This is a genomic window from Rhodoplanes tepidamans, assembly GCF_030813915.1.
Classification (GTDB): Bacteria; Pseudomonadota; Alphaproteobacteria; order Rhizobiales; family Xanthobacteraceae; genus Rhodoplanes; species Rhodoplanes tepidamans.
Genome location: NZ_JAUSUJ010000014.1, coordinates 111,075 through 126,316, shown reverse-complemented (window position 1 = coordinate 126,316; position 15,242 = coordinate 111,075). Strand labels below are relative to the sequence as shown.

General features: G+C 70.0%; 12 protein-coding genes. 4 read left to right on the top strand and 8 right to left on the bottom strand.

All coding sequences use genetic code 11. The annotated features are described in order from the left end of the window. Positions 1-53: 53 nt before the first annotated feature. On the top strand, positions 54-1,229 hold the full coding sequence (locus tag J2S22_RS17580) for a protein-glutamate methylesterase/protein-glutamine glutaminase (RefSeq protein ID WP_272775966.1): 1,176 nt from the start codon (positions 54-56) through the stop codon (positions 1,227-1,229). Beyond that, the gene (locus J2S22_RS17575; protein WP_272775965.1) at positions 1,226-2,116 is read left to right on the top strand and encodes a CheR family methyltransferase; all 891 of its coding nucleotides are present in this window, start codon (positions 1,226-1,228) and stop codon (positions 2,114-2,116) included. Before J2S22_RS17580 ends, J2S22_RS17575 begins: the two co-directional genes overlap by 4 nt. 97 nt (positions 2,117-2,213) lie before the next feature. Here the strand turns inward: J2S22_RS17575 and J2S22_RS17570 are convergent, their stop codons facing one another. The 4 genes from J2S22_RS17570 to fliI all read right to left on the bottom strand — a co-directional run bounded on the left by J2S22_RS17570 (position 2,214) and on the right by fliI (position 6,092). After that, entirely contained in the window at positions 2,214-3,563 is a 1,350-nt protein-coding gene (locus tag J2S22_RS17570; protein ID WP_272775964.1) for an anti-sigma factor domain-containing protein, read from the bottom strand. Then, a complete protein-coding gene (locus J2S22_RS17565; protein ID WP_272775963.1) occupies positions 3,556-4,140 on the bottom strand; it encodes a sigma-70 family RNA polymerase sigma factor in 585 nt (194 codons plus the stop codon). The genes J2S22_RS17570 and J2S22_RS17565 overlap by 8 nt, the downstream gene beginning before the upstream one ends. Before the next feature lie 110 nt (positions 4,141-4,250). Next, complete coding sequence (gene fliJ / locus J2S22_RS17560) at positions 4,251-4,667, bottom strand: flagellar export protein FliJ (protein WP_272775962.1); 417 nt, start codon at positions 4,665-4,667, stop codon at positions 4,251-4,253. A 102-nt stretch (positions 4,668-4,769) separates the two neighbouring features. Further along, complete coding sequence (fliI, locus tag J2S22_RS17555) at positions 4,770-6,092, bottom strand: flagellar protein export ATPase FliI (protein WP_272775961.1); 1,323 nt, start codon at positions 6,090-6,092, stop codon at positions 4,770-4,772. A gap of 394 nt (positions 6,093-6,486) precedes the next feature. On the opposite strand from fliI, the gene ctrA reads away from it, so the two are divergent. Beyond that, positions 6,487-7,188, top strand: a complete 702-nt coding sequence (gene ctrA, locus J2S22_RS17550) for a response regulator transcription factor CtrA (protein ID WP_111359911.1) — start codon at positions 6,487-6,489, stop codon at positions 7,186-7,188. Positions 7,189-7,541: 353 nt separating this feature from the next. On the opposite strand, the gene J2S22_RS17545 is transcribed toward ctrA, so the two are convergent. From J2S22_RS17545 to flhA, 4 genes are all read right to left on the bottom strand, one after another. Then, entirely contained in the window at positions 7,542-7,748 is a 207-nt protein-coding gene (locus J2S22_RS17545) for a hypothetical protein (protein ID WP_272775960.1), read from the bottom strand. A 442-nt stretch (positions 7,749-8,190) separates the two neighbouring features. Next, on the bottom strand, positions 8,191-9,537 hold the full coding sequence (locus J2S22_RS17540; protein ID WP_272775959.1) for a dihydroorotase: 1,347 nt from the start codon (positions 9,535-9,537) through the stop codon (positions 8,191-8,193). Positions 9,538-9,786: 249 nt separating this feature from the next. Beyond that, a complete protein-coding gene (locus J2S22_RS17535; RefSeq protein WP_272775958.1) occupies positions 9,787-11,424 on the bottom strand; it encodes an ABC transporter substrate-binding protein in 1,638 nt (545 codons plus the stop codon). 317 nt (positions 11,425-11,741) lie between these two features. Further along, complete coding sequence (gene flhA / locus J2S22_RS17530) at positions 11,742-13,853, bottom strand: flagellar biosynthesis protein FlhA (protein WP_272775957.1); 2,112 nt, start codon at positions 13,851-13,853, stop codon at positions 11,742-11,744. 277 nt (positions 13,854-14,130) lie between these two features. On the opposite strand from flhA, the gene J2S22_RS17525 reads away from it, so the two are divergent. Next, positions 14,131-14,943, top strand: coding sequence for a Spy/CpxP family protein refolding chaperone (locus tag J2S22_RS17525; protein ID WP_272775956.1), 813 nt, complete (start codon positions 14,131-14,133; stop codon positions 14,941-14,943). The last annotated feature ends 299 nt before the right edge of the window (positions 14,944-15,242 follow it).

Below are 15,242 nucleotides of genomic sequence, written 5' to 3'. Positions count from 1 at the left end.
TAAATCGCAAGCCATCTCCGTCGTCTCTTCTGCGTAACCGAGTATCTCGTGTTATGGCACTCGCCGTCACATCCACGTCCAGAGCGTCGACCGCCGCCGGCGACCGTGTCCGGGTCATGGTGGTCGATGATTCTGTCGTGGTGCGCGGCCTGATCGCCCGCTGGCTCGAGGAGCAGCCGGACTTCGAGGTCGTCGCCTCGCTGCGCACCGGCCGCGAGGCCGTCGACCAGGTCGAGAAGCTCGACCCCGACGTCGCCATCCTCGACATCGAGATGCCGGTGCTCGACGGCATCTCGGCGCTGCCGCTCCTGCTCGCCAAGAAGCGCGACCTCGTCGTCATCATGGCGTCGACGCTGACGCTGCGGAACGCCGAGGTCAGCCTCAAGGCGCTGTCCCTGGGCGCCGCCGACTACATTCCGAAGCCCGAGACCGCGCGCGGCGTCACCACCTCGGCCGATTTCCGGCGCGATCTCGTCGAGAAGGTCCGCCATCTCGGCCAGCGGCGGCGGCGGATGCGGGGTCCGCGTCCGGCCACCGCGGCTCCCGCGCCGGCCGACACGCGCCTCGCCGGCGGCGGCCGTCCGGCCCCCCTCGCGCCGGTCGAGAAGGCGCCCGCCCTCAAGCTGCGGCCGTTCTCGCACACGGCGCCGCGCGTGCTGCTGATCGGTTCGTCGACCGGCGGCCCGCAGGCCCTCAACGAGGTGGTCGCGCAGCTCGGCCGCGTGATCGACCAGGTGCCGGTGCTGATCACCCAACACATGCCGCCGACCTTCACCACCATTCTGGCCGAGCATCTCTCGCGCGCCTCCGGCCGGACGGTGCGCGAGGCGGTCGACGGCGAGCCGGTGGTGGCCGGACGCGTCTATGTCGCGCCGGGCGCCATCCACATGCAGGTGGCGCGCCGCGACGGGAATCCGGTGATCGTTCTGCGCGACGGTCCGCTGGTGAACTTCTGCAAGCCCGCCGTCGACCCGCTGCTGTCGACGGCCGCGCAGGTCTGGGGAGGGGCCGCGCTTTGCGTCATCCTCACCGGAATGGGGTCTGACGGGGCCAAGGGGGCGGCCGAACTCGTCGCCGCGGGCGGCAGCGTCATCGCTCAGGACGAAGCCTCGAGCGTCGTATGGGGAATGCCGGGGGCCGTCGCCCAGGCGGGACTGTGCTCCGCAGTCCTGCCGCTGGGGCAGATCGCCCAGAAAGTAACGCGTATTTTCTCGGGAGAGCGCTCGTGACGCCGTTCGACTACGACTATCTGCGCAAGCTCTTGAAGGACCGGTCCGGCCTGGTGCTCTCCGCCGACAAGGAGTACCTGGTCGAGAGTCGGCTTCTGCCGATCGCGCGCAAGAATTCGCTCGGCTCGCTCAGCGAGCTCGTGCAGAAGCTCAAGGGCCCCGGGTCGGAAACCCTGCTGGTGGCCGTCGTCGAGGCGATGACCACGAACGAGACCTTCTTCCTGCGCGACAAGGTGCCGTTCGACCACTTCCGCAACTCGATCGTCCCGGCGCTCCTCAAGGCGCGCGAGGCGAAGCGCAAGCTGCGCATCTGGTGCGCCGCCGCCTCGACCGGCCAGGAGCCGTACTCGCTCGCCATGTGCCTGAAGGACATGGGCCCGCGGCTCGACGGCTGGCGTGTCGAGATCGTCGCCACCGACCTCTCGATGGACGTGCTCGACAAGGCCAAGGCCGGCGTCTACTCGCAGTTCGAGGTGCAGCGCGGCCTGCCGATCCAGATGCTGCTGAAGTACTTCACGCAAACCGGCGAGACCTGGCAGATCTCCTCCGAGATCCGCTCGATGGTGCAGTACCGCACCCTCAACCTGCTCGGTGACTTCACCAGCCTCGGGCCGTTCGATCTGGTGTTCTGCCGCAACGTGCTGATCTACTTCGACCAGCCCACCAAGATCGACGTGCTGGAGCGGATCCGCCGCATCACCGAGCCGGACGGCTTCCTGGTGCTCGGCGCCGCCGAGACGGTGGTCGGCCTCACCGACGCGTTCAAGCCGGTGCAGGACCAGCGCGGCGTCTATGCGCCGAACGGTGCCGTGCCGGCCAAGGGAGCGGGCGGCTTCGCCATGCCGGCCACCCAGCGCCTCGCCGCCAATTTCGGCGCTCCGCGCTGAGCCTCTGGTTGCGCGGCCCGCGGCCGCGAAAATCCCCCGACGAAGACGCCCGGCGAAAGCCGGGCGTCTTTCGTCGCGGCCTGCCGCCGCGAACGGATCACGGTCCGCCGCTGCCGCTCGGTGGGCTGGCCGGCATCACCGGGACCGCCTCGATCAGCCGGCCGGAAGCGAGCACCGGGCCGGAAGGTCCTTCGACCGGCGAGCCGGTCTCGGCTTCGAGCGACACCGCGTAGACGGCGCTCTCGACCAGGTCGGCCGGCAGATCGGCGACCGCCGGCACGATGGTGAACTCGCCGGTGCCGAGCAGGCCGAGCGAGCGCGGCGCCGACAGCTTGTCCGAGACCAGCCACAGCTCGTAGCGCCTGTCGCCCTCGTCGGCGGCCTTCACCCGACGCACCATCAGGCTCCTGCGGTCCGGCTGCAGCGACACCAGGAAGGCGGGCGTCGTGCCCTCCGCCTGCAGCACCGCGACATGGCGGGCCGGCTCGTTCGCCGGGACCGGCGGCGGCGCCGGAGCCTCGACGGTGCGCACCACCTCGCGCACCACCTCGACGGTCTGCGGCGCGAGGCGCAGCGGCTCCGGCAGCCGGTCGGGTGCGATCGCCGCCGTCACTGTGATGGCGGCGAGCGCGATGGCGAACGCGGCGAGGCCGGCGGCCAGGCTGCGCCAGCGCTGGACGCTGCGGACCAGCCGGCGCACCGCCTCGTCGTCTCCCGGCGGCGGCAGCACGAGGTCGCGCCCCGGCTGCGCGATCGCATCCTCGGCATCGACGGCGAGGTCGATGCCGTCGTGCGCGTCGACGGCGGCGGTCGGCCCGATCCCGGCGCGGAGATCCGGACCGGAGCCGTTGGTGGTCTTCGCTCCGGGAGCGGCCGACTCGCCGGCGGTGTCGCCGGCGATCCGCTCGGCCGAAACGGTGCCGGACGCGGCGGCCGGCGTCGCCGCCGAGAACGACGGAGCGGCGTTGCGGGAATCGTCCGGCGGCACCGCCAGCGCCTCGGCGACGGCGCGCAGGATGTCGGGCACGTCGGGCTCCGGGGGGGCGCGCGGCTGCGCCGGCTCCGCCGTCGCCCCGGCATGCGTCGTCTCGCTCTCGCGCGTTCCGGCCCGGATCTCCTCGGCGCGGCTGGATTCGGCGTGCGCCGTCGCGGTCTGCGCCGGTCCGGGGGCGGTGTCCGGCAGCTCGGACGGAGCGGTCGCCGGCGGGGCGGCGGCCTCGCGGGCCGGGTCGGGCAGCCGGGCGCGCAGCGCCATCCAGATCTCGGCCGGCGGCGTAACCGGCTCCACCATGGCATGCAGTTCGCCGAGCCGGCGCTCCCACGCCGCGACCAGCGCCGCGAAGGCCGGGTCGCTGGCGATCAGCGCGGCCGCCTCGTCGCGTTCGTCGGCGTCCAGCGTGCCGAGCACGTACTCGGCGGCCAGGCCCGCGCGGTCGTCGTCACTCATTCCCCAAGAACTCCCGCAGGTCGGCGAGCGCGTGCCGGAGCTGCGTCCTGATCGTGTCGACCGGCCGGTCGAACTCCGCGGCGAGCGCGGTGCGCGCGGTCCCGCTGAAATAGGCGAGCAGCAGCATGCGCTGCCGGTCCGGCTCGAGCCGGCCGAGACCGGCGAGCAGGCGCTTGAGCGCCTCGCTCGCCACCCGGGCGGCCGGCGGATCGGCAGCGTCGGCGCTCTCCGCCTCGGCGGCGTCGGTCCGGTCCTCCGACGCGTCGGCGTCCGGATCGGCCTCCATGTCGATCACGATCGCACCGGTGCGGCGCGCCGCCGCGATGGCGTGGGCGCGGGCGATCGCCACCATCCAGGTCATCGGCGTCGCATGGACCGGGTCGAAGCGGGGCGCCGCCGTCCAGATCGCCAGATAGGCGTCCTGCAGGACCTCGCCCGCCAGGGCCGGGCCCTGCACGATGCCGAGCACCACGCCGTAGAGCTTCGCCCGGGTCGCCGCATAGAGGCGCTCGAAGGCCGCGACGTCGCTCTTGGCGACTCCGGCCAGCAGCCAGACCAGTTCGGCCGATGTCGGCATCCCGGTGCCCCGTTCCCACCCGGCCGGATTATGGCCGAAGGCGGGGGATCCGCAAAGACGCGAAGGCCCGGGCGCGAGCCCGGGCCTTCGACCCGTCGGTACGGTTCGGATCAGGCGATGGCGCTGCGGGCCCGCATGCCGGCGATCGAATCGAGCTCGTTCTGCTCGCGGGCGTGCTCGGCGGTGCGCTCGCGGAGCTGGTCGCGCTCGTCGAGCAGCTCGACCTTCTTGAGCTCCTCGAAGGATTCCTGCAGCGCGGCGCGCGCCTCCTCCAGCTGGCCGGACAGCTCGTCGGCCGACCGCTTGAGGTTTTCGCGCCGCTGCATCGCGGCCTTGGCATAGGTCGGATAGGCGAAGTGGCCCGGGTCGTTGATGCCGGCCCGCTCCTGCTCCACCTGGATCTCGCGGTCGAGATCGGACGCCATCCGCAGGAACTCGGCGATCATGGTCTCGATCTGAGCGACCTTGCGGCGGTTCTCGTCGACCTGAAATTTCTTGAGCCGAATGAGTGTATCGCGCGACTTCATCGACTGTTACTCCCCAGAAGCCCCGAGCGCAGCCTCGAACGCAGCCTGGCACGCATGGGCCGAGAGCCGCTCCGAACAGGCGCTCATTCTGGGAGCATATTCTTAGTTTTCGGTTTCTGCGACCATGAGGATTTCCTGCAATTTCTTGTATCCCTCCGCGAGTGGCGTCGACTCGGCCTTGCCCTGGGACAGGAAGGCCTCGATCGGGTCGTGCAGCTTGATCGCCTCGTCCACCTCGGCGCTGGAGCCCGGCCGGTACGCGCCGAGCCGGATCAGCTCTTCCATGTCGGCATAGGTCGCCATCACCTTGCGGGCCTGCATGATCACCGGCAGATAGGCCGGATCGCACGCCTTCGGCATGGTCCGCGAGATCGACTTCAGGATGTTGATGGCGGGATAGCGGCCCCGCTCGGCGATCGCCCGCTCCATCACGATGTGGCCGTCGAGAATGCCGCGCACCGCGTCGGCGACCGGCTCGTTGTGATCGTCGCCGTCGACCAGCACCGTGAAGATGCCGGTGATCGCACCGGCGCCGGCACCCGGGCCGGCGCGCTCGAGCAGGCGCGGCAGCTCGGTGAAGACGGTCGGCGTGTAGCCCTTGGAGGTCGGCGGCTCGCCGGCCGACAGGCCGATCTCGCGCTGCGCCATGGCGAAGCGCGTCACCGAATCCATCAGCACCAGCACGCTCTTGCCCTCGTCGCGGAAGTACTCGGCGATGGCGAGCGTCAGATAGGCGGCCTGGCGGCGCATCAGGGCCGGCTCGTCCGAGGTGGCGACCACGACGACCGAGCGGGCGAGGCCCTCCGGCCCGAGGTCGTCCTGCAGGAACTCCTGCACCTCGCGGCCGCGCTCGCCGACCAGCCCGATCACCGACACGTCGGCGTCGACGTTGCGGGCCAGCATCGACAGCAGCACCGACTTGCCGACGCCGGAGCCGGCGAAGATGCCCATGCGCTGGCCGCGGCAGCAGGTGATGAAGGTGTTGAGCGCCCGCACGCCGAGGTCGATCGGTCCGCCGACCCGCCGCCGGGCATGCGCCGACGGCGGACTGTTGCGGAAACGACACGGTGTCGGACCAATCGGCAGCGGGCCGAGCCCGTCGACCGGCTCGCCGAGGGCGTTGACGACCCGGCCGAGCCAGCCGCCCGACGGCCGCACCGCGGCGGCCGCCGACATCACTACGGCGCGGCAGCCGCGCCGCACGCCCTCCAGCGCGGCGAACGGCATCAGCAGCGCGTGATTGCCCGAAAATCCAACGACTTCGCAGGGAATGGTGCGGGCCGTGGTCTCGATTCCGACGCGGGCGCCGACCGACATCGCGTGCAGCGGGCCCGCCACCTCGACCATCAGGCCCTTCACGCCGACGACGCGGCCGAACACCTCGACACCGTCGATCTCGGCGATCTGGTCGGCGAGCGTCCTCAACCGTCCCTCCCGCACCGGGGGCGCACCGCAGCACCGCCAGCAACGAACCGGAAACTCTTAACTCGATGTTTACCCGGAGCGTTAATCATTGGATCACCGTCCTCGGGTCCTTCCGGAATCTCGTCTCCCCGGTGACGGAGGGGCGAGTCGACTGAATCGGTTACGGCCACTTCCTAAAGTGAGATGTGAGCGTGAACGTGCCCAAAAAACCATCCCGCCACAGCATTTTAGGCCGATTCTGGCGAAATTGCCCAGCACTGTCTTGCGCTGGGGAATCAGACTTTGTTAAGGATTGGCCGTTAACCTTTCGAATCAGTTGGGTCCCGAGGCGTCAGAGTTGGCCGGCACTGCGGCGGGCCGCCCTCAATCCGACGCGGCATGGAAGGGGACTGGCATGCGCGTTCTCCTGATCGAAGACGACAGCGCGACTGCGCAATCCATCGAGCTGATGCTGAAGTCGGAGAGCTTCAACGTCTACACGACGGATCTCGGCGAGGAGGGCGTCGACCTCGGCAAGCTCTACGACTACGACATTATCCTGCTCGACCTCAACCTGCCGGACATGTCGGGCTTCGAGGTGCTGCGGGCGTTGCGGGTCTCCAAGGTCAAGACGCCGATCCTGATCCTGTCCGGCCTCGCCGGCATCGAGGACAAGGTGAAGGGCCTCGGCTTCGGCGCCGACGACTACATGACCAAGCCGTTCCACAAGGACGAACTGGTGGCGCGGATCCATGCGATCGTGCGCCGGTCGAAGGGCCACGCCCAGTCGGTCATCCAGACCGGCGACCTGATCGTCAATCTCGACACCAAGACGGTCGAGGTCGGCGGCCAGCGGGTGCATCTCACCGGCAAGGAGTACCAGATGCTGGAGCTCCTCAGCCTGCGCAAGGGCACGACGCTGACCAAGGAGATGTTCCTCAACCATCTCTACGGCGGCATGGACGAGCCCGAGCTGAAGATCATCGACGTGTTCATCTGCAAGCTGCGGAAGAAGCTGGCGAACGCGTCGCAGGGCCGCAACTACATCGAGACGGTGTGGGGCCGCGGCTACGTTCTGCGCGAGCCGAGCGACGACGAGGCCCGCATCGCCATCTGAACCCGAAACGGCGCACGCGCCCGCACCGCGCCGTCGCGTTGTCCCGAGTTTCGTCGAGCCGCGGGCTCTCCTCCCGAACTCGGACGCTTCCGAACCCCGCCGCGAATGGCGGGGTTTTTGTTCGCGGGAAGGCCCTGAACCGGTCGCGGCCGCGACGGACAGACCGGCGCTGCGCGCCGTCCCGTAAGGGCGGCCGGGGCGATGGCCGGATCCGAGCCGGACCCGTACATCATTGCCGCCTGTCGGGAAAAGCAAAACGGCCGGGCTGGGGCCCGGCCGCTTGCGACGTCTGGAGGTTCGGCGTGGTGTCTGTCGCCCGGCGGGGCATCGCCGGCGACAGGGAAAGAGAAGGCTCAGCGCACCAGGGTCGGCGCGTCGGTGGTGGAGACCATGACCTTGCCGGCCTTCACGGGAACGGCGGCGACGCCGTAGGCGCGCGTGTCGTCCACTGCATGGGCCGTGATGCCGATCACCATGATCGCGATCGAGGCGACCAGCGCGAGCACGACCACCTTCAGGTGGGTGAGCCGGTCGGCGGTGGCGAGCGACGCGTTGTTCATGTGACCCCTCCCATCGAGCTTGTCCGTTGGTCGCCGCGGGCCGGGGGCCGGTTCAATCCCTGGAGTCTCGGTTGACGGTCCCGTCCGGGTCACGTCGCCGTGCGGCCAAGACGCCGTTCGGCTCACCGATTGTCAGGCTGGATCGACCTCGCCCCGTGCAGCGCACCATCCCCTCTGCCGCCAACAACCGATACGGGCCGGGAAAGTTTCCCCTCCGGGCTCTCACGTGTTCGTGATCGGCGAGCAGGAGTGACTATAATTCTCTTGTTCTTAGAACGGTTTACAAAATTTGGCGGTATTTTAGGAAAGTCGTTCCGGTGCCGAGCGTGGCGCGCTGCCGCCGTACGAGGCCGGGAGAACGCCTTCGCCTCGGCACGTCGAAGCGGGTCGGATCGCGGTCTTCGCAGACCGGCACCGAGGCGCCCGGGTCAGGCCGGCCGGGTCACGCCAGCAGGTTGAGGCAGCGGGCGGGGCGAACGGCAGTGTCGTCGAAGGCGCCGTTCTCGGCCACCACGGCGCCGGCCACGATGGTCATGACGGGCCAGCCCTTCAGCGTCATGCCCTCGTAGATGCAGTGGCCCTTGCCCTGGTGCGTCACGGCCTTCTCCAGATCGAGATCGACCAGCACGAGATCGGCGTCGGCGCCGACCTGCAGCGTGCCCTTCCTGGGCGCGAGGCTGAAGCGGCGCGCCGGATTCCACGAGCTCAGCGCGACCAGCCGCGACAACGGCACGCCGCGGGCGTGATGGCCGTAGTGCAGCATCAGCGGCAGCTCCCACTGGAAGCCGACGGCGCCGGGCGACTCGGTCCACAGATCCACGCCTTTCTTCGGGCGGAACGGCACGTGGTCGGTGCCGATCGAGAAGATTCCCCCGTCCGCCACACCGCGCCAAAGAGCCTCCTGCTCGTCCTTGTTGCGCAGCGGCGGGCAGATCTTCGCCTTCATGTCCAGGTCGGCGTCGTAGGAGGTGCGGGTGAGATAATGCGGGCAGGTCTCGATGGTGACGTCGACGCCGCGCGAGCGCGCCTCGACGCCGAGCTTCACGCCGGCCCCGATGGTGGTATGGACGACATGCAGCGGGCAGCCGGTGAGCTCCGAGAAGAAGATCATCCGCCGGATCGTCTCCTCCTCGACGAAGCTCGGCCGCGACTCCTGATAGGCGCCGAGATCCTGACGGCCGGTGGGGCGGATCTCGCGTTCCAGCCAGGTGCCGATCGCGGTGTTCTCGCAATGGACGTTGATGACGCCGCCGGGAATCTCCGCGAGCGCCCGCATCGCCCCGTAGATCCAGCCGTCGGTGGCCGGCACGATGCCGATGGCGTTGTCGGGCTCGTAGCCGAAATAGAACTTGTACGAGACGACGCCGGTGTCGGCCGTGATCCGCTGGAGCCGGTGGACGTCCTCCTCGCGCTGGATGATGAGGTGAAAGCCCCAGTCGATCGCCGAATGCTCGGTGATCTGGCGCTGCTTCTCGCGGAAGAAGCCGAGATAGTCGGGGTCGACCAGCGGCGTGTAGTCGAGCGCCGAGGTGACGCCGCCGACCGCGGCGGGCGGCGTCTCGGTCGCCAGATCCTCGGCATACGGATAGTGGAAGCCGAGGTGACAATGGGTGTCGATGACGCCGGGCATCAGCACCCGGCCTTCGGCATCGACGACGCGCGTGGCGTCGGGCAGCAGCGCGTCGGCACCGAGCGCGGCGATGCGCCCGTCGACCACGGCGACGCCGCCGAAGAACTCGCCGTCGTGACGCACGACGCGTGCATTGCGCACGACCAGATCGGCTTTCATCAGGTTGTCTCCCGAGACTCGTTGCGGCTCATGTCGGCGTCCCCAATCCTCGCGCCGTCGTCCTGAGGTGCTCGCCGCCGGCGAGCCTCGAAGGAGGCGGCCCCGGACTCGCGGGCCGTCGCCCACCTGATCTCGGGCTTGCCCGAGATCGGCATGTAACCTCGGCAAGTCGGCAAGCCGACTTGCCATGGCCCGGCTTCGCCGGGCACCTCGGGGTGACGGGGAGCAATGGTGCCGCGTTCGACCGTTTCAACCCATCGACACCGGGGTGAAGTCGGCGAACCAGTTCTGCGGCTGGACGAAGCCCTTCAGCTTGGCCGACATGGCGCGCGGATTGCGGTCGTGCACCACCATCAGGGCGGCGCAATCGTCGACCAGCAGCGTATGCGCCTTGGCGAGCGCGCGGTCGCGCGCCGCCGTGTCGCGGGCGAGCTGCGCCTCCTTGAAGGCGGCGTCGACGGCCGGGTTCGCGTAGTGGCCCCAGTTGGTGCCGCGCGGCGAGACGAGAGCGCTGTCGAAGCAGCGCACGAAGCCGCTGGTCGGATCCTGGGTCGGCAGCGACAGGTTGAGGGCGACCGGGTTGTCGGCCGGTGCCTTGGCGCCGTTGCGATAGGCCGTGAACAACGTGAGGAAGTCGACGACCTGATACTCGACCTCGATGCCGACGGCGCTGAGGTTCTGCTGGATCGCCTCGTTCATCGGCAGCGGCTGCATCTGGCCGCCGCCCGAGTTGGCGATCAGGATCTTGGCGCGCGCCGGCTTGCCGGGGCCGTAGCCGGCTTCGGCGAGGAGCTTCTTGGCCGCCTCCGGATCGTGCTTCAGCACGAAGCTCGGCGTGCCGAACCAGGGCGAGGAGCGCGGCACCATGCCCTCGGCCGCGATGGCCGTGCCGTTGAGCATCTCGACGATGCCGGCGCGGTCGATCGCCAGGTTGGCGGCCTGCCGCACCCGCTTGTCGGCGAAGGCCGAGCCGGGCAACGTCGACAGGTACCAGATCCAGGTGTGCGGATAGATGTTTATGGTGACGGCGACGCCGGCGCCCTTCAGGCTCGGGATCGTGTCGGGCGGCACCGACTCGATGAAGTCCACCTGGCCGGCGCGCAGTGCAGCGACCCGCGCGGTGCCGTCCGGGATCGGCACCAGCACCAGCGTCGCCGCCTTGGCGACCCGGGCCTTGTCCCAATAGGCGTCGTTGCGGGCGAGCTCGAGGCGCACCCGCGGCTCCAGCTTGATCACCTTGAACGGTCCGGTGCCGGCGGGATCCGCCGCGAACTTCATCCAGTCGCTGCCCACCGCGGCGAACTTCGCCGGGCTGGCGAACAGCAGGAAGGTGAGCTGATAGGGAAGCAGCGAATCCTCGGCATGGGTGACGACCGCGATGGTCGTCGCGTCGATCTTCTCGGCGCCCTTGACGCTCGGCAGACGGCCGCGGATACCCAGCGCGCGCTGCGCCAGATATTGGGGCGCCTTGTCGTCGAACACCGAGGCGAAGTTCCACACCGCCGCATCCGCGTCGAACGGCGTGCCGTCGTGGAATGTCACGCCCGGGCGCAGCTTGACGATCCAGCGCTTGGGATCGGCCGGATCCATGCTCCAGGATTCCGCGAGGGCGGGCGCCAGCGTCGAAGGCTTGTCGGCCGAGGAGAGATCCCAGCCGACCAGCGCGTCGAACACCGTGTAGCCGCCGAAGCGCAGGCCCTCGAAGCCGCCGTCCGGCCCCGCCCACAGGCGCGGCACGTCGCCGAGCGACATGGCGATGGTGACCCTCGACGAGGTCTGTGCCGCGGCGCCGTGCAGGGTGCCGAGCACGCCGGCGGCAGCGCCGCCGATCAGGAGATGGCGACGCGTGAGACCGGTGGTGGTGGCGGCGCGCAGATGATCAGTCATCGAGAGGACCTCCAGGAGGAGCGGGGGTGTCCGGGATCGTCAGGAGCGGGCCCGACGGCATGGCGCACGTGGCGCAACGCCGCGCGCCCGCCCGATCGGTGGCGGGTGGTGGCTGCCATGGAGTGCGACCCCGGCGTGCGGGGTGTCGAAGCAGCGGGAGGGATGGCCGGGGGTGGCGGCGTTCATCATGGCCGCGACCCCTAGCAAGCTGCGTGCCGGATGCGGCCGGGCGGGCAATGTCGACCGGCGTCGTCGCCGGATACGGGCCGAAGGATGTGGCCGCTGCGGGGGCCGCGGCGCCGGCGCGGGGGCGCCGGTCAGATGCTGCCCACCGTCCGCAGGCGGGCGCGCGGGTGGATCTCCGACTGCGACAACACGGGGGTCTGGGAGCGGAAGCGCTCGACGATCGAGCGCACGAACGGCCGGATGCCCGGGGAGGTGACCAGCACCGGTGCCTCGCCCATGCGGGCCGCCTCCTCGAAGCGCTCGCGCACCAGGGTGATGAACTCGGAGAGGCGCGACGGCTGCATGGCGAGCTGGCGGTCGTCGCCCTGGCCGACGATCGATTCGGCGAACGCCTGCTCCCAGCGGGCCGACAGCGCGATCAGCGGCAGGTGGCCGGCCGCGGTGGTGTACTGGGCGCAGATCTGGCGGGCGAGGCGGGTCCGGACGTGCTCGACCAGCACGTTGGGGCTGCGCGTGAAGGACAGCGCGTCCGCGATGCCCTCCAGGATGGTGCCGAGGTCGCGGATCGAGATGCGCTCGGTGAGCAGGAGCTGCAGCACCCGCTGGATGCCCGTGACGGTGATCTGCCCGGGCACGATCTCCTTGACCAGCTCGGCCTGCTCCTTGGGCAGCTCGCGCAGCAGCTTCTGCACCTCGGCGTAGGAGAGCAGCTCGGAGATGTTGGCCTTCAGCTGCTCGGTCAGGTGGGTCGCCAGCACGGTCGCGGCGTCGACGACCGTGTAGCCCTTGACCGCGGCCTCCTCCTTGAGGCCGGCGTCGATCCAGGTGGCGGGCAGGCCGAAGGTCGGCTCGGTGGTGTGCATGCCGGGCAGGTTCACCTGGCCGCCCATCGGGTCCATGGCCATGTACTGGCCCGGCCACACCCGCCCGGAACCGCCCTCCACCTCCTTGATCTTGATGACGTAGGTGTTGGCGTCGAGCTGGACGTTGTCGAGGATGCGCACGGCGGGCATCACGAAGCCCATGTCCATGGCGAGCGAGCGGCGCAGCGCCTTGATCTGCTCGGTGAGGCGGTCGCTGCCGTCCGGCGAGTTGACCAGCGGGAGCAGCGCGTAGCCGAGCTCGATCTTGAGGTCGTCGATCTTCAGCGCCGCCGAGATCGGCTCCTCGGCCGGAGCCGCGGCGGCCGCCGCCGTGGTCGCCGCCGCGACCTGCACCTCGTCCTTGGCGCGCTTGTCGACGATCCAGGCCAGCGCACCGGCGCCGCCGCCGAGCAGCAGGAAGGGCAGCATCGGGATGCCGGGCAGGAGGCCGATCGCCACCATCACGGCCGACGACATGCCGAGCGCCTTGGGATAGCCGGAGAGCTGGCGGAGCAGCACCTTGTCGGCGGCTTCCGAGAGGCCCGCCTTGGAGACCAGCAGGCCCGCCGCGGTCGAGACGATCAGGGCGGGGATCTGGGTGACGAGGCCGTCGCCGACGGTCAGCAGCGTGTAGGTGCGGCCGGCCTCGGCGAACGAGATGCCCTGCTGGGCGATGCCGATGATGATGCCGCCGATGATGTTGATGAAGACGACCAGTAGGCCGGCGATGGCGTCGCCGCGCACGAACTTCGAGGCGCCGTCCATGGCGCCGAAGAACGAGCTCTCGTCCTCCAGGCCCTTGCGGCGGGCGCGCGCCTCCTTCTCGTCGATCAGGCCGGCCGAGAGGTCGGCGTCGATCGCCATCTGCTTGCCCGGCATGGCGTCGAGGTTGAAGCGCGCCGCCACCTCGGCGATGCGGCCCGAGCCCTTGGTGATCACCACGAAGTTCACGATCACCAGGATCGTGAACACGATGATGCCGATCACGAAGTTGCCGCCCATCACGAAGTTGCCGAAGGCCTCGATGACGTGGCCGGCGGCGGACGGTCCCTCGTGGCCGTGCGACAGGATCAGGCGGGTGGATGCCAGGTTGAGCGACAGCCGCAGCATCGTCGACATCAGGAGCACGGTCGGGAAGACCGAGAACTCCAGCGGCTTGTGGATGAAGAGCGCGGTCATCAGGATCAGCACCGAGGTGATGATCGAGATCGCCAGCGCGAAATCGAGGAGCACCGGCGGCAGCGGCAGGATGAGGACGACCAGGATGCTCATCACGCCGATGGCGAGCGCGATGTCGCCCGATCTCAGCGTATCGCCGATCTCGCGCAGGCTCGGGAGCCGAAACCCCGATCCGCCCTGACCCGTCGCCACATCCGACATCGATCCGCCCCGCGCTCACGCACCGCCCCGGCAAAATTTGCCGGGTTCATGGTTACCGGGTGGTTAACGGGGCCGATTGTGCCCGTTCTGCAGGGGATTACGGGGCGGCCGGCGGGACCCGGCCGAGGCCCGATCCCGCCACGTCGGCGGCGGGATTCGACAGTGGTCGTGACGAATTCAAGGCGAACATTGCCGATCCGTAATTCTTACCCAAGTTTAACTTGCCGCGGTCCGGGGCGATTACTACCGTTCGCATAGTAATCGATCGGAGGCGGACATGTGGAAGTCACTCCTCGCCGGCACGGCCATGATCGCGCTGGCGGGTACCGGCTACGGACTGGCGCAGCAGCGCCCCGAGGGCGCGCCTCCGCCGGCGCAGAGTGCGCCGGCGCCCTCGGCTCCGTCCGGCTCGGCGTCCTCGCTGACCGACCGTCAGGCCTATCTCGAGGCGCGAATCGCGGCGCTGCGGGCCGGGCTGGCGCTGACCCCGGAGCAGGACAGGGCGTGGCCTGATTTCGAGCGCGCCTACCGGGCCTTCATGGCCGACCGCGTGGCGGCGCGCGAGGCATGGCGCGAGCGCATGCGCGAGGACCGCGCGGGCGGTGCAACGACTGGCGACCCGTTGGAGCGCCTGGAGCGCTTCGCCGACCAGGCGACCCGGCGGGCCGGGTCCTTGAAGGCACTCGCCGACGCCACGGCGCCGCTGGTGAAGAGCCTCGACGACAGCCAGAAGCGCCGCTTCTGGTCGCTGGCCCGGCTCGGGCCGCGGTTCGCCGACGGCGGTCCGCACGGCCGGCACCCCTGGCGCGGCGACGATCGCGGCCGCCATGGCTGGCACCACGACCGCGGGCACCATGACCGCTGGCACGAGAATCGCGGGTCCGGTCCGGGCCGCCACGGGTTTCACGGACCCGATCGCTGGCGCGACGGATACGGCCGCGGCGAGCGCTGGGGCCATGGCCCCGACCGCCGCGACGGTCCGGGATGGCGCGAAGGCCGTCGCTGGGACGACGACCGCCGCGGCTCCGGTCCGTACCGGCGGGACGACGATCGGCGCCGGCCGCTCGGCGACGGCGAGGAACGCCTCTAGGGACATCCGCCGCGCCCGGCGGGCCTTCGTGGCTCTCCGCGGCAGGCGGGACGACGGCGGACGACGACCGCAGACGAAGAGGAGCCACGACAGCGAATTCATAAAGGTTCGGCGATCGCACCCCGATGCCTCCCCCCAGCCCCCCAGCGATTGCCGGGCCTCGCAGGCCGCCGGGTTTCGACCCGGCGGCCTCAGCGATTCGGCCGGCGAGACCGGCACCGCGGCCGGCGAGCCGCCGCCGCCGGGGCGGCAGACCGGCGGCCTGCATCCGTGGCATGCAAAATACCGGTCCGACGCGG

Bases quoted from the DNA above. Each gene is read 5' to 3' on its own strand.
- J2S22_RS17580 (WP_272775966.1), top strand. From the start codon at position 54: ATGGCACTCGCCGTCACATCCACGTCCAGAGCGTCGACCGCCGCCGGC.
- J2S22_RS17565 (WP_272775963.1), bottom strand. From the start codon at position 4,140: ATGCCGACATCGGCCGAACTGGTCTGGCTGCTGGCCGGAGTCGCCAAG.
- J2S22_RS17545 (WP_272775960.1), bottom strand. From the start codon at position 7,748: ATGAACAACGCGTCGCTCGCCACCGCCGACCGGCTCACCCACCTGAAG.
- J2S22_RS17570 (WP_272775964.1), bottom strand. From the start codon at position 3,563: ATGAGTGACGACGACCGCGCGGGCCTGGCCGCCGAGTACGTGCTCGGC.
- J2S22_RS17540 (WP_272775959.1), bottom strand. From the start codon at position 9,537: ATGAAAGCCGATCTGGTCGTGCGCAATGCACGCGTCGTGCGTCACGAC.
- flhA (WP_272775957.1), bottom strand. From the start codon at position 13,853: ATGTCGGATGTGGCGACGGGTCAGGGCGGATCGGGGTTTCGGCTCCCG.
- fliJ (WP_272775962.1), bottom strand. From the start codon at position 4,667: ATGAAGTCGCGCGATACACTCATTCGGCTCAAGAAATTTCAGGTCGAC.
- J2S22_RS17525 (WP_272775956.1), top strand. From the start codon at position 14,131: ATGTGGAAGTCACTCCTCGCCGGCACGGCCATGATCGCGCTGGCGGGT.
- ctrA (WP_111359911.1), top strand. From the start codon at position 6,487: ATGCGCGTTCTCCTGATCGAAGACGACAGCGCGACTGCGCAATCCATC.
- J2S22_RS17535 (WP_272775958.1), bottom strand. From the start codon at position 11,424: ATGACTGATCATCTGCGCGCCGCCACCACCACCGGTCTCACGCGTCGC.